The sequence below is a fragment of the Kineococcus sp. AC630 genome, assembly GCF_979255925.1.
Map to the genome: position 1 here is coordinate 1 of NZ_CEEDMJ010000029.1, position 12,781 is coordinate 12,781.

General features: G+C 68.1%; 17 protein-coding genes and 1 pseudogene. 2 read left to right on the forward strand and 16 right to left on the reverse strand.

The genetic code is table 11. The features are described 5' to 3' along the window. The first annotated feature begins 91 nt into the window (after positions 1-91). Positions 92-190 (forward strand): LPXTG cell wall anchor domain-containing protein, encoded by a 99-nt coding sequence (locus tag AC0I8G_RS22700; protein ID WP_471731967.1) that lies wholly within the window; start codon positions 92-94, stop codon positions 188-190. A 339-nt stretch (positions 191-529) separates the two neighbouring features. Here the strand turns inward: AC0I8G_RS22700 and AC0I8G_RS22705 are convergent, their stop codons facing one another. From AC0I8G_RS22705 to AC0I8G_RS22750, 10 genes are all read right to left on the reverse strand, one after another. Beyond that, on the reverse strand, positions 530-1,000 hold the full coding sequence (locus tag AC0I8G_RS22705; protein WP_471731968.1) for a hypothetical protein: 471 nt from the start codon (positions 998-1,000) through the stop codon (positions 530-532). A 281-nt stretch (positions 1,001-1,281) separates the two neighbouring features. Then, positions 1,282-1,500, reverse strand: a complete 219-nt coding sequence (locus AC0I8G_RS22710; RefSeq protein WP_471731969.1) for a hypothetical protein — start codon at positions 1,498-1,500, stop codon at positions 1,282-1,284. A 220-nt stretch (positions 1,501-1,720) separates the two neighbouring features. Continuing rightward, positions 1,721-2,131 (reverse strand): hypothetical protein, encoded by a 411-nt coding sequence (locus AC0I8G_RS22715; protein ID WP_471731970.1) that lies wholly within the window; start codon positions 2,129-2,131, stop codon positions 1,721-1,723. Positions 2,132-2,235: 104 nt separating this feature from the next. After that, positions 2,236-2,598, reverse strand: a complete 363-nt coding sequence (locus AC0I8G_RS22720; protein WP_471731971.1) for a hypothetical protein — start codon at positions 2,596-2,598, stop codon at positions 2,236-2,238. Positions 2,599-3,733: 1,135 nt separating this feature from the next. Further along, positions 3,734-4,846, reverse strand: coding sequence for a hypothetical protein (locus AC0I8G_RS22725; RefSeq protein WP_471731972.1), 1,113 nt, complete (start codon positions 4,844-4,846; stop codon positions 3,734-3,736). Positions 4,847-4,993: 147 nt separating this feature from the next. Next, positions 4,994-5,827, reverse strand: coding sequence for a hypothetical protein (locus AC0I8G_RS22730; protein ID WP_471731973.1), 834 nt, complete (start codon positions 5,825-5,827; stop codon positions 4,994-4,996). Positions 5,828-5,958: 131 nt separating this feature from the next. Next, positions 5,959-6,405 (reverse strand): SigE family RNA polymerase sigma factor, encoded by a 447-nt coding sequence (locus AC0I8G_RS22735; protein ID WP_471731974.1) that lies wholly within the window; start codon positions 6,403-6,405, stop codon positions 5,959-5,961. A gap of 207 nt (positions 6,406-6,612) precedes the next feature. Beyond that, positions 6,613-6,951, reverse strand: coding sequence for a hypothetical protein (locus tag AC0I8G_RS22740; RefSeq protein WP_471731975.1), 339 nt, complete (start codon positions 6,949-6,951; stop codon positions 6,613-6,615). 82 nt (positions 6,952-7,033) lie between these two features. After that, positions 7,034-7,315, reverse strand: a complete 282-nt coding sequence (locus AC0I8G_RS22745; protein WP_471731976.1) for a cold-shock protein — start codon at positions 7,313-7,315, stop codon at positions 7,034-7,036. Between the two features lie 159 nt (positions 7,316-7,474). Next, entirely contained in the window at positions 7,475-7,924 is a 450-nt protein-coding gene (locus tag AC0I8G_RS22750) for a hypothetical protein (RefSeq protein ID WP_471731977.1), read from the reverse strand. Between the two features lie 237 nt (positions 7,925-8,161). Here AC0I8G_RS22750 and AC0I8G_RS22755 point away from each other — a divergent pair, with 237 nt between their 5' ends. After that, positions 8,162-8,554, forward strand: a complete 393-nt coding sequence (locus tag AC0I8G_RS22755; protein ID WP_471731978.1) for a hypothetical protein — start codon at positions 8,162-8,164, stop codon at positions 8,552-8,554. 288 nt (positions 8,555-8,842) lie between these two features. On the opposite strand, the gene AC0I8G_RS22760 is transcribed toward AC0I8G_RS22755, so the two are convergent. The 6 genes and pseudogenes from AC0I8G_RS22760 to AC0I8G_RS22785 all read right to left on the reverse strand — a co-directional run. Continuing rightward, positions 8,843-9,097, reverse strand: coding sequence for a hypothetical protein (locus AC0I8G_RS22760; protein WP_471731979.1), 255 nt, complete (start codon positions 9,095-9,097; stop codon positions 8,843-8,845). Positions 9,098-9,296: 199 nt separating this feature from the next. Continuing rightward, the gene (locus AC0I8G_RS22765; protein WP_471731980.1) at positions 9,297-9,509 is read right to left on the reverse strand and encodes a hypothetical protein; all 213 of its coding nucleotides are present in this window, start codon (positions 9,507-9,509) and stop codon (positions 9,297-9,299) included. 425 nt (positions 9,510-9,934) lie between these two features. Then, positions 9,935-10,588, reverse strand: a complete 654-nt coding sequence (locus AC0I8G_RS22770) for a hypothetical protein (protein WP_471731981.1) — start codon at positions 10,586-10,588, stop codon at positions 9,935-9,937. A gap of 120 nt (positions 10,589-10,708) precedes the next feature. Continuing rightward, positions 10,709-11,014, reverse strand: a complete 306-nt coding sequence (locus tag AC0I8G_RS22775; protein WP_471731982.1) for a hypothetical protein — start codon at positions 11,012-11,014, stop codon at positions 10,709-10,711. Positions 11,015-11,276: 262 nt separating this feature from the next. Next, entirely contained in the window at positions 11,277-12,017 is a 741-nt protein-coding gene (locus AC0I8G_RS22780) for a hypothetical protein (RefSeq protein WP_471731983.1), read from the reverse strand. A 445-nt stretch (positions 12,018-12,462) separates the two neighbouring features. After that, a pseudogene (locus AC0I8G_RS22785) lies at positions 12,463-12,748 on the reverse strand (transposase); the annotation flags it as partial. Positions 12,749-12,781: the final 33 nt, after the last annotated feature.

Here is a 12,781-nt window from a genome sequence, read left to right on the forward strand (position 1 = left end):
TCTGGACCAAGACCGCTGATCAGATCCTGGCGTCACTCGGGCGACTTCTGCAGCGGATCTCCGGCGGAGGACACTAGGGGGCCTGGCCGTGATGACCTCCCGGCAGTACCGGGGCGGGCAGCTGGTCGCTCTGGGTTTGGTCGTGGTGGCCGGGGCCGTCGGGTACGCCCTGCGTCGCCGGCGTCGCTGAGCGCAGGAACGGCGAGGTGACTCTCCGCGCTCTCGCCACGGCGGCGACGTTGTCGGTTACCAACGGCCGCCCGAAGCACCCACATACAACGGGGTGACCGTGAGGTCCGACACCGTCATTTCCCCGAGGGCAACATGGGTTCCTCGACGCGAACGGCGTGAGGTGATGAGGGGTTGGCGGTGAGTGAGATGGGCCGGGGACGGCAGCAAGAGCACGGTACAGAGGACGGCGGTGAGGGCGTCGAAGTTCGGGTGGGTGGCGACGGCGGCGACGATGACCACGGTGACGACACCAGGGCCACCGCCTGAGGCCCAAGGCGCTGCGTTAGCGGGATGACCGCTACATCGGCGCTCCGTCTCCGCTCGGTCTCTGACCTCGCCGGTGGTGCTCGCCAGGCAGGGGCTCATCACCCCACCACGAGGTGCCGTCCGCGTCCGGGACGAGGGCGTCGGCGTAGGTGCCCAGCGGTTCGCTGATGTCGGTGTGGACCAGGGCGATGGCTAGCTGTCGTGCGGGGTCCGGGTCCTCGCCCAGTCGTGGGTGATCGCTGGTGTCGAGCCAGCGGCGCAGGCCGGTGATGAAGGTCCACCAAGGGTGGCGGTAGACGACGTGCAGGACCGGGCGCCCGGCTTCGAGGGTGTCGTGCACGCTCAGCAGCTGGACTCCCTGGTGGGTGCCAGCGGCCAGGATGCCGACGGTCAGGGTGCTGTCCCAGGCGGGGAGCACGGCGGGGACGGCGTTGGCGACGTCGCTGGCCCACTGCTGCGGTGACTGCTCGATGCGGCGTTGTTGCTCGTCGATGGGGTCCACAACGTCAGGTGTACCGGTCCGCAGGGGGCTTGCGCGATCGTCCGCAGTTCGCCAAGACCGCGAGGTCGCAAGATCGCGAGGTCGCGGCCCGCCGGCGACAGCACTCACAAGGCGGGATGACCGTGCGTTCTCGGCCGTGGAGTCAGTGAGGTACGGCAGGGTCGTCGTACTGCCACCACGACGTGATCGGCGACGAGTTGGGGCACAGTGGCGTGCGTGGCCTACCGCGGTGGGGTGTCAGACGCCGGAAACGTCCGCGGCGACGTGGCGTCAGGGATGCCTCATCGGTAGGTGAGGCGCAGGTGCTGCTGCCAGAGGAACAGTTCTCGCACTGCGTAGAAGATCGCGAGGCCGGCCAAGAGGGTGAGGGTCACGGCGAACCAGGGCGGCAAGCCCAGGTAGCCGATGAAGGCCAGGTAGAGGGCGATGACGGCCATGAGGCAGTCCAGGGCGACCAGGAGGGGGTTCTTGGGATCTGTTCCGCGTCGTCGACGCAGCATTCACCGCAGCAGTCGGACGAAAGCTGGTGGCGTGGGGCGATCAGTCACCGGGTCAGGATGCCGGGCGGAGGGGCTTCTGTCTGCTGGGATCAGCCTGTTGCGACGGCAACATCGAACCGGGGATTGCCCAGTGGGCGACCTCGAAGAGAGTCGAGGATCAGGACCTGCAGTTCGTCGTTGGTGCGCGCACCGCGGGATAGCCGATAGGTCAAGCAGTCGCTCACGGACCGCGCCGCTGCCGCAGGGGTCGGTCATCACCATCGTGGTGATAGTTGATCTCGACGTCGATCAGCTCGTTCTGCAGCTCGTAGGCCAAGCGCAGCCCCTCGTCTCGCCAGGCCCGTTCCTGCTCGTCGTCGGGCCAGCGGTAGTCGCTGCACCCGAGAGCGTTGAACCGCTCGTTCCACGCCCGCAACTGCTCGACCAGTTCAGCCCCGACGTCGAGACCGGTCAGCTCGACCGGGCCGACGTGATCAGGGTCGCTGTCCCACACCGGATCCTGCTCGCCCCACTCGGCCATGACCCGCAGGGCGGTGGGGCGGTAGTGCTCTTCCACCGGATGAGCATGGCAGTCGGTGTTTCGTCTGGGGCGGAGCGGTGGGATCACGAACACGCCTCGCAGCGGCTCCACTGGATCGCTTGCTCAGCGCCATGGCCGAGTGTTCCGCACGGTGCTGGCTGCGACGTCGCGTCCTGTGGGTATTTGCCTGCCGCTTCGGCGCACGTTTGCTGCTGCTACTGGCCGAAGGTGTAGCGCAGGTTGGCGTTGATGAGCTGGTTGAGGCGCTTGCACATGTGTCCCAGCAACGGCGGCTCGGGCAGGGTGTCGGCAACCAGCAGGGTCCACCGCAGGTCGGTGCCTGCGCGGCCTGCGTCGTGGGGAAGGTCGAAGCGGACCTGGGCGTCGGGACGGCGGGTCCACAGCGAGGACCAGAGGATCAGATGCGGTGCGTCGACGAGCAGGATCTCGGGACGTACCTCGTCGTGCAGCAGTTCCAGCCAGGGCCGTCGTGGGTCGTGGTCGGGGTGTTGCAGGGCTTCGCAGATGATGCGTGGGGGTGCGGGTTGGTTCTTGCGTCGTGATCCTGCTTCGAGCACTGACTCAGGGTAGGAGCATCCCGGACGTCGGTATGACCATGACGTCGCTGCCAGCTCGGGAACCGCGGGCACCGCGGGCACCGCGGGATGACCGGATGACCGGTAGATCGCTACGGCGTTCGGCTCACAGCCTCTTGCTTTGCAAGACAGTGTCCCCTGCGTCAGGGAGCATGCCCAGGTGCTCTGGATGCTTTGGCTCGTTCTGGCGGCCGTCGAGGCTGGGCTGTGGGGGTGGGTCGATGCCTGACCGAAGCCCCAGCGGGCCTCGTGGGAGATGGACTTGGGCAGGCACGGTTGGTCTCGGGTCCTGGGCTTCGCCATGACCTTCTTCGCGTTCATGGCCGGAAGCGCGTCGAGAGAGAGTCCCTTGTCGGTTTGGGTGTGTGCGGGGCTGATCTTGGTGGCGACCGGGGTACCTCTGGGGGTTGCGTCACTGGCGGGCAGGCGCCGGAGGAAGCGGACCTCAGCGGGCTCGCATCAGGGCTGAATGCTCAGCATCGGTGTGGGCTGGCGCTGGCGGTGCGACGGGTTGGCTACCTGGGCTTTCCGAGACGGGGACACCGCGCGGACGGCGGGATGACCGTGCACTGCGGTATGACCGCGACCTTCTGGCCGGCGCCGAGACTGCGTGAACTGGCTGAGTAACCCCTTGGCTACGAGGCACCCCGTGTCCACCTGAGGGACCCCAGTAAGCCCCCGATCCCGGCACCTTCCAGGAGAGGACCGACCACGGTGGACGTAGTCCCGTCGAAGGCGAAGAGGATCACCAGGCCTGCCACCAACAAGACCACGGACACGATGATCTGCACTTGTCGCCGTCGCGGGCTGAGACTTCTGGAAATTCGAGCAGTCTCGTCTTCGTTGGTGGGTTCGCGCACCGTCCCAGCATGACGTCTGCAGCCACTCGCCGAACGGGCGACGCTTAGCGGGTTGGTGGGCTGGGCCCTCGAGCACCTCGGACTTGTACGACTGGGCGCGCTGCGCTGGGCTCAGCGATCGTCCTCAATTCGGCAGATCCGGTCGGCGTCGACCCGGGCCGACCACGCACAACGCGGGATGACCGCGCACAGTCGCCGAGGTGATCCGGACGGTCCGGCCTACATCAACTGTTCTTCCTGAGGCGCGGCGGCGGGGATCAGCCGGGCTGGATCACCGAGCCGGTGTGCTTCATGGAGTCGTCCCAGGCGATGGGCCGGTCATCCGCCCAGGTCGCGGTGATTGAGTCACCGTCCACAACACCGCTCAGCTCCGGCAGTGCGATCCAGTCCTCGCCGTGCAGGACGGCGTAGCGGCCGCCGATTCCCACGGCAACACGATCTGGCCCCACGACTAGGTTCTGCGCCCATTCGTCATCCTGCAGCGCCTCGGGGAGTTCGAGCGGACTGGACGCACCGTCTGCGGGGTCGACTCGATCCAGTCGCGGTGTCTCACCTTCACCCCAGCCGATGCCGACCAGTCGGGTGCCGTCCCAGCCTGCGAACGGCACGGACGCGAAGGCGGCGCTGCCCTGCAGCGGCACCTGGCGCCACCGGTCCTGGGCCGGGTCGTAGGCCTGCACGCTGCTGGCGGTCGACTCTGCAGGGAGCTGGGTCAGCCCCACGAGCAACTCCGTCCCTGCCCAGATTGTGGAGCAGCTTTCACCGGAGTCCGGGCCTGGGACTCGGCTGGTGCGGGTGGAGCCGGTCGTGGGGTTCCAGGCCCAGAGGGTGTGCGGAACGGGTTGGCCGCTGCCGTCGGTGTCCACACACAAGACTTCTGTCCCCGACCACCAGGTAGGGGCGTAAACGAGCAGGTCGGTCTGGGGCGCGGCACCGGACTGGCCTGCGGAGGCGTCGAACCAGGAGTAGCCGTCGGTGAAGAGGTGGCCGGTCCAGGTCGTTCCGTGGTGGAACCAGCCGGCGTCTGCGAAGCGACGCCACGTGCGGCTGAGGGGGTCGTAGGCCGCGCTGTCCTCGGCCGGCTCGGTGGGTGGTGCGGCGCAGCTGGCGTTGGGTGGGCAATCGACGGTGGGGCCGATCACCGGGCCGGTGCCGCCGGTGACCAAGAGCTCGGTCCCAGTCCAGGTCAGCGTTGGCCGTTGACGAGGGTCGATCGGTGGGGAGGGAAGTTCTTGCCAGGTGGCGGCGGTGGTGGCGAGCTCGCCGGGCCACCTGGACGCAGGGATACCGGGCGTCTGGCCGCGTTGGGCACCGCAGGCGGTCAGCATCCCCGTGGCGGTGAGGGAGATCAGCAGGTCGCGGCGGCGCACGCTGGGTGAGACGCGGTGCCCGAAGTGATGGTTCCTCGGTCGCCCTCGACCTCGCCCCCCTCGCACGCGACCAGCGGGATGATCGTGACGTCGCGCGCAGCGTCGAGCCCGCTTCACGGGATCAGCGCACCCCTGAAGCGGGACGGGTCACTGGGGTGCGGGGATCGTCAGTGCCTGCAGTCGCGGGTCAGTCACGATCGCCCGGAGAGCATCTGCCGTAGCCGGTGAGTCCGCCGGGTAGACGCTGTCGACGGGGATGTCGGGGGCGGCGATGGAAGCACCCACAGCAATCGAGCGACCATCGGTCAGGGTGAGCCAGGTGAACGGCTCAACCGGTCGCGCGGGCTCAGGCATCGCCCCCAACTGCACCAGGGTCTGCTTCGTACCGACCGTCAGGATGCTGCCGTCGGCCAGCGTCTGCTGGGAGCAGGAAGCGGTGTCGTCGCAGGCCTGATCCATGCGCCCGGGCTCCAACGGGGCGGCTCGTCTCACCTCAATCTCAAGGGTGACCGCCGGTGAGGTGACGGTGCTGGTCGCATCCCAGATCACGTTCATGAAGCCAGGCGATCCCCAGCCCTGGACGTTGCTGCTGGCGGACCAGCCCGGCAGGTGGGCTTCGACGACGGTGCCCAGGGTGTCGGCGGCCGCGGCAGTCACGCTGGGCTCGATTTCCACGGAGCCGCCTTGCAGGGTCTTCAGCGGTGTCAGAGCCGGCTCAGACTGGCCCAGAACAGGGCCGGCCACGGACAGGCCCAGCGGAGTGGGTCCCAGCAGGTGCGCCCCACCGACGGCTCCAGCGGTCAACAGGACAGCGGCCAGGGAGGCGACGCCCCAACGGTTTCGGCGTTGCCGGCGCAGCCTGCTGCGTCCGCGGCCGGTGGCCTCGGCGATGAAGGCAGTGGAGTCCCCCACGGTGCCGGCGGCGGCGTGCAGGTCAGCGCGCAGGGCGGCGGGGAGGGGGTCGTGGGTCTCGGTGTTCACGAGCGGGTCCAATCCACGAAGGAGACAGCGGAGGAGGCAGTGGAGGAGGGGGTCTCTGGGCCCGGCCGATCTGGCTGGGGCCGTTCCTCGACCGCGTGGTCGGGCCGGGTCTGGCGCAACCGGGCCAGAGCTCATGAGGCCTGGCTCTTGACGGTGCCGACGCTGATGTCGAGCAGGTCGGCGACCTGCTCGTCGCTGCGGTCGTCGAGGTAGCGCAGGACGATCACGGCACGTTGGCGTGGTGGCAGGGGGCGCAGGATAGCGAGGAGGTCGGCGCGTTGTTCGAGGTCGATCAGTGGCTGGGAGGGTTCGGCTCCGGCGAGGTGGTCGTCGACGTCGCGGACGGCTTCGTGGCGGTGGGTGCGGCTGCGCCAGCGTGAGGTGGCGGCGTTGGCCAGGGCGCGGCGGGCGTAGGCGCTGGGGTCTTGGATGCGGGGCCAGCGGGCGTACATCTTGGCGTAGACGTCCTGCAGGAGGTCTTCACCGATGTGGAAGTCGCCGGCCAGTAGTCGGGCGATGCGCCGCAGCTGCGGGGTCGCCTCGTGTGCCCAGGAGGTGAAGTGCTCTTCCCGGTTCATGTCGTCCACACTGCCCTGACGCAGGGGCTTCAAGATCTGGTTGCACGTTGCGGCAGTAATTCTGGGTAGGTACTGACGTTGGCTCAGGTACTTGCTCTAGTTTCACTTTCCGCTCGTTGGCAAGACTGCAAGGTTGCGGGTCGTCGGCGTGCGAGCGGATCGCGGGATGACCGTGCGCCCGCGCACCGCGGCGTGTGCGGGTGATGCTCATCCTGGCCCGCGGCGGTCTCGCAGGGGCCGTGGGTTGTCGTCGTGGACGTAGCTGATCACGATGTCCGGCAGCTCGTTCTGCAGCTCGTAGGCCAGACGCAGTCCCTCATCGGCCCACGCGTCCTCCATGGTTGCGCTGCCGAAGCGGAAGTCGGTCAAGGCGATGGCGTTGAACCGCGCGCTCCACCTGCGCAGCCGCCGGACGAGGTCCTCGCTGACGCCGAGCTCGGCCAGCGTGACCGGCCCCATGTGCTCGATGTCGCTGTCCCAGGCGGGGTCCTGCTCCCCGTACTCAGCCATCACCCGCAGAGCACGAGGGCGGTAGGATTCATCCATGAAACGATCTTCGCGCCGCACAGTCCGTGGCGTCGACGTCAGCCCATTCTGACTCCGGGCGTACCGCCCTCGCGGTAGGACGTCAGGGTCGCCGAGATCGTCCTTTCGAGCGGGCCGGGCGACCCGTCACCGGCACGTCATCGGCGGTGACGCGTCGTACCCGGGTGGCTCGGAAGTCGAAGCTGTCCTGCTGGGCGGCTTCGTACTCAAAGTCCACCGCCTCGCCGATCTCTAAAGTGAGGGGGCCCGGTCCTTCGATCATGCTGAGGTGCACCCACGCGTCGCGCCCTGGGGGCAACTCAGAAGTGCTGATGGCGCCGGTGCCCTTCCCTGCTCGGAACCACTTGACCACGCCTCGCGCCACATTGGCACCATGCCCTCAACGACTGCCAGACGGGAATCAACCACGCAGACGGGACCGCGCGGCCATCGGCAAGAGCGCGACGTCGCCGGCCACCGGCGACCGCGCACAACGCGGGATGACCGTGAAGTCAGCCGGGCCCTGCTGCAGCATCCCCAGTTGCTAGCGGCGGGCCCGAAGTGCCTCGGCCAGCCTGCGAGCTCGTGCACGGTCCAGTCCCGGTAGGGGCACCTCGTGGTTAGCGCTAGTGCGCACGCTGCTGTGGGCCTGCCAGTCCCCGGCCACGTACACCTCCCGGGCATCGACCCAGGCAACGTGTGTGCGGCCACGAGGTCCTGCGCCACGGTCGATGGTGATGCCCTCCGTCGAGATAGTCGTGGTCACCGCCTGGCGCTGCATGCGCCAACTGCTCACCAGGGTGAGGACCAGTCCCACGATGGCCAGGCCGAGGACCACCTGCTCGTGTAGCAGTAGCCCCTCGAGCAGCACTACGGCTGAGATCAGCAGCGTCGCGATCAGGGCCGCGATGCGGGGCCGGGTCCATCCGTGCACGACGTAGTCGCCTTCGATGCCTGCGAGGTCGAGGTGGGTAGGAGAGGGCCGGGAGCTCACTGGTGGGAGTCTGCCGTTTGATCCGCGTCGGCTGGGGACACTCACTCTTCTGGAGCAATGGGGAACGGGGCGTACCTCGGTCATCGGCAGGAGCGAGACGTCGCCGGCCCGCCGGCAACCGCCCGGAGAGCGGGATGACCGTGCGTCTGATCAGCCGGCAAGCCCGCCAAGGCCGGCCTGCTAGCAGCGCGCGGGCCGCTTCGGCATCCTGTTCAGGTGAGGACAGAGACGGCTGCGGTGATCGGCCCCATCGTGGCGGACCTGGAAGCCAGCGGGTACGCCGTTTCCATCGACGAGGACTGGGGACCTTCTCCCTACGACCCGCACTCAGCTGCCCGGGAGGTGATGGTCACGACGGCGGTGGGGGGCGGCAACGGCATCCTCGTCGGTGCTCCCGGTGACCCGGTGACGGCGGAAATGGTTGCCGAAGCGGCTCATGCGTTGCAGGACGGGATCATCGTGGCCGGCTTCTACGAGACGGGGACGGCGACGATCTGGCCGTCGTGTCCGCGCCACCCCGCCACCCACCCGTTGACTCCCATGACCCGTGGGGACGAGGTCTTCTGGTCCTGTCTGGGCACTGGGGAGCTGTTCTACCGCCTTGGGGAGCTGGGCTCGTCGGGGGCCTGATCAGCGTGGTGGGTGCACTTCCGGCTCAAACCTTCCGCGAGCACCCAAGGCGGCATGACCGTGCGCCCGCGCGCACCGTGAGTCCCGTACCGCGTCACGGCCGGTAGATCGACGAGGGATTCCGCGGCCGCTAGCCGGGTACCCGCACGGTGACGGCGAAGTGGTGTTCCAGAGCGTCCGCCTTCCGCTGTGACCGCAGGAGCATCAGGCGTCACGATTGCGCCCGATTTGCGCCCGAATTGCGCCACGAACGTGCGGCAGTGCCCAACATGGCCTGCTGAAGGAGGGTCAAGCTCGTGCCAGGTGGTGCAGCAGCACCAGCGGTATGCACAGGACTACCTGCGGTACGGCAATCAGTAGCACCGTGACGCGGACGTTGGCACGCTGACGCAGGGCGATGACCATCGCCGTGAGGGTCGGAGCGCCCAGGGCGAGAAGGGTGGCCACGACGGTCGTCAGTGCGGCCGGCGGATCGTGCGACGGTACTTCCGGGTCCAGGACGGGTGGCAGGGCGCTGAGCAGCAGGAAGGGCAACGTCACCACGAGCAGGAGGAACCCCCCGATGCCAGCTCCTAGCATCGAAGCCAAGGGTGTGGGCCGCCCCAGCTGGTGGGCGGTCGCTGCGTCGGGCACGTGACCTCCCGGTGCGGATCCTCTTACTGATCGGGCGCAGCTCGGACAGTGACCGCGTGGGGTCAATTTGTTGTCGGTGCGGCTTTGGTTGCCGGTAGGACGGAAGGGTTCAGCGCCCATCGGCTCGTATGCGGCGCCGGTTCTTGACCACCAGCACTGCTACGAGCGCGCTTCCCAGGATGGGGATGAAGACCACCGCGGCGAGAGCCAGGAGAGCTGTGAGGCGATCAAAGACACCCTTCGTCACCCCGTAAAGGACGGCCGCCAGCCCCACTGCCCAGAACAGTAGGACGATGGCTTCAAGGACGGCGATCGTCAGCACGGCTGTCTCCTGGGTGGTCTCTAGGGAAGTACCGGTGGCGTGGCATCTGGCATCTGGCATCTGGCATCTGGCATCTGGCGTCGACGTGGGGGACGTCTTGTTGATTGGTTAGAGATGAGTCGTGTCTCTTCCAGTCAAGCTCACCGGATGGGCAGCATGCACCCTACGAAAGTCGGGTGGAGCCTGAGCTGGGTCGCTGAGTTGGCTGGGCGGGAGTGGGTGTGACGTTGTGGAACGCGGGCTCCCCGCGCAGCACCGTGGAGCTGCTGGTGTCCGACCAGACCGGGGTCGGGTTTGGGGCTGAGCTTGTCGCGGTGAGTCGCTGGCGCCACCCCATGCTGGTTAACGTGAGCGGAGTCGTTAACCGCCCAGATCGCGGAATGACCGGAAGGTCGGTTGTCTCACAAGCTGAGTCCGGCCGCGCCTCACGTCGAGGGGGAGGCGCTCTCCTGGACGGGGTTGCGGGTAGCCACCTGAGTGATCCACCCCTTGGTGTCGGTGCAGGCTCGCCGTGCCTGCTCGTTGTGAACCTGCCGCTCGGTTGCGTCGTCCGTGGCGGTGCTCCAAGCACGCCCGCGCTGCAGTGAGCTGTAGCCGATACCCAGCCAGAAGGCCGGCTCCTGCACCTGCAGACCGTCCTCGTCCTCCCGGCCCTCCTCGCCCGTTCCGGCGCGGTCGACCAGCACCTGACTGACGTAGGTCCGTCCGCGCCCGTCGAGGCCTTCGAGGACCACTAACTGTGAGCCGGCCTGAGAGGGAGTAGCGGGCAGGGCTACGACGCACAGCTCTCGTGGGGGCGTCTCCGGGTCGGGGGCGTCGCCGGGTGAGGACAGGGCTGCGCTGGAGGTCCCGGGGCAGCCGTCGTTGTCGGCGCACATCTGCTGCATCGTTTCTGGGGTGCGCTGGGCGGCGGCGGTGATGACGGCGGCGACCGCGGTGCGGGCTTCCTCCTCGTCGACCGCGTCGGCTGGGCCATCGGCGGCTGCTGAGCAGGCGCTGATCGCAGCGAGCAGGGTTGCCGCGGCCAGGGGCGATCGCAGGGGCCGGCGTCGTTGGATCACCGTGGTGACGGTACTCAAGGATCGAAGGGGTGAGGGCGGAACCGTCGATCGGCACCATCCGCTGTTCGTCAGATCCGGTCGTCGCCGACACCGGGGCCACCGCGCACAACGCGGGATGACCGTGAAGTCGCGCGGCGGCTACAGCCGCTGCAGGTCCGCATCGACGGAGGAGGTGAGGCGGCGGTTGTGCACCACCGTGCCGACCATATCGGGCGCCCAGATCACGAGCAGCGACAGCAGACCGCCGAAGCCGCCGGCGATGCGAGCCATGCCCCACCACGTACCCGCGACGGCGAACACCACCGCGGCCAGGGACAACACCCACCACGTCCCGGTGGTGACCACCGTTCCGGTGTAGCGGTCGAAGCGGCGGACGGTGAAGGGCAGGTACCGACCCGCGTTTTCTCGGCTGCGTCGTCGAGCAGCGGCAAGTCCGAGCAGCACCGCGACTATCCACGAACCAGCACCGAGCAGCACGGCACTCACCTCCTGGGGGCAGCTTGCCAGGCCAGCCGGCCCAGGCAGGGCTGAACGCTCACCCGCTTCAGAATCGTGATCGCGACGTCGCCGGCCGCGCGCAACGCGGGATGACCGTGAGGTCGTGTAGCTCATCAGGAGAGCACCGGTGCAGGCTTCGTCCTCGCCGGGTGGGCCAGCTTGCTGTCCGCTGCTGGGCTTGTGCTGGTGGGCGGAGTTCTGGAGTAGGTCAGTGGGAGGCTGGGTGCAGGCGTCGACGAGTTCCGCGGACTGAGGCGACCAGGCCTACCCCCAGCAGGCAGGGCACCGCAGCGCCCGCGGTCAAGACGACCCAGGCGATGATCCCCAGTGAGTCCGAGGCCACCAGGGGCGCCATCGCGAGCAGTGCGGCCGGAGTCAGGGCGAACAACGCTCCCCGCCACCGGCCGAGGGTGATCTCACCCAGGACGGTGGCGATGAGCAGGGTGGCGGCGGCTGCGGCGACCAGTGCCTCAGGGTGGGCGGGGCCGCTGTCGTTCAGGGGCCACCACCCCATCCACGCCACCCACGCCGCGGCGCCCAGGGTCACGACGGCTCCAGCCTGCGGCTGGTGAGCCCGCGGGAGCCGGGCGAAGAGCAGGTGCGCTCCACTGACCGCGGCAGCCAGCACACCGGCGGCGAAGGCGATGTACAAGAACTCGTCTAGGACCTCGATCACCCCTGAAGGACGCTGTCCCTGTCCTGCGCCGGTGATCAGGTCGGCCACGGCGGCTGCGGCGGCCGTGGTGGCGATTCCGACGAAGGGGCGGGTGAAGCGCTCCGTGCTGACCGTCGCGAAGACCACGATGACACCGAGGATCGTCCAGGGCACAAGGGTGCCTTCACCGACGACAGGGGAGAACCCCCACCGCCACACCGCGAAGACGGCCGTGGTCAGGGTCCCGGCCAGTAACGCTCGTTGCGGCATCCGTCGCCGTTTCTGCCGCTTCACCGGCCCAGTCTCTCGCCTGGCGCGAATGTTCTGGGGGTAGTGAGCGGTGAGGTACCCCGTCCAGGTGAGGGAGTGCGCGAAGGGTGACGGCGCTACAGCGTTCAGTAGTGGTGAGCGCAGCGGCCGGCCGGCTGAGTGCTCTCTGACCACTTGTTCGCTTGCTCAAAACCAATCCAGAGCCGGCGGCGTGACCATCGAAATTCGCCATGACCGCAAAACTGCTCAAGGCAATGGATTAATGAGTGGCTTGGCACGTGGGGTCTCGTCGGCGCTCGCGGGCAGGGTGTGGGGATGGGTCCCGCAACTTCTGAATGTCGTCGGTTGTAGCGGTAGGTGGTTGCTGCGTCGGCCGGACCTGGCCCGTAGCCGGTCTTGTTGCGGAGCATGGCGAACAGGACGTCGACGCGTCGACGGGCCAGGCAGATGAGGGCGGCGTTGTGACGCGGCCTCCGGCGCGTTTGCGGTCGTAGTAGGCGACTGTCCGGATCGGACAGGGCCGCGAAGGCGGAGAGGAACAGCGCGCTCTTGAGCGTGTGGTGCCCGCGTTGGGAGTGGCTCTCGCCCTTTATCGACGTGCCCGAGCTTCGGGTGACCGGTGCCAGCCCGGTATCGGAAGCCAGGTGCGCAGCGCTCGGCGAGGCTGACCCGTCGCCAACGATGGTGAGGATCTTGATGGCGGTCCTGAACCCGACGCTGGGCATCGAGGTCAGGACCTGAGCAAGAGGGTGGGCCTCCAGTTGGGTCTGCTGCATGATCACCTTGGC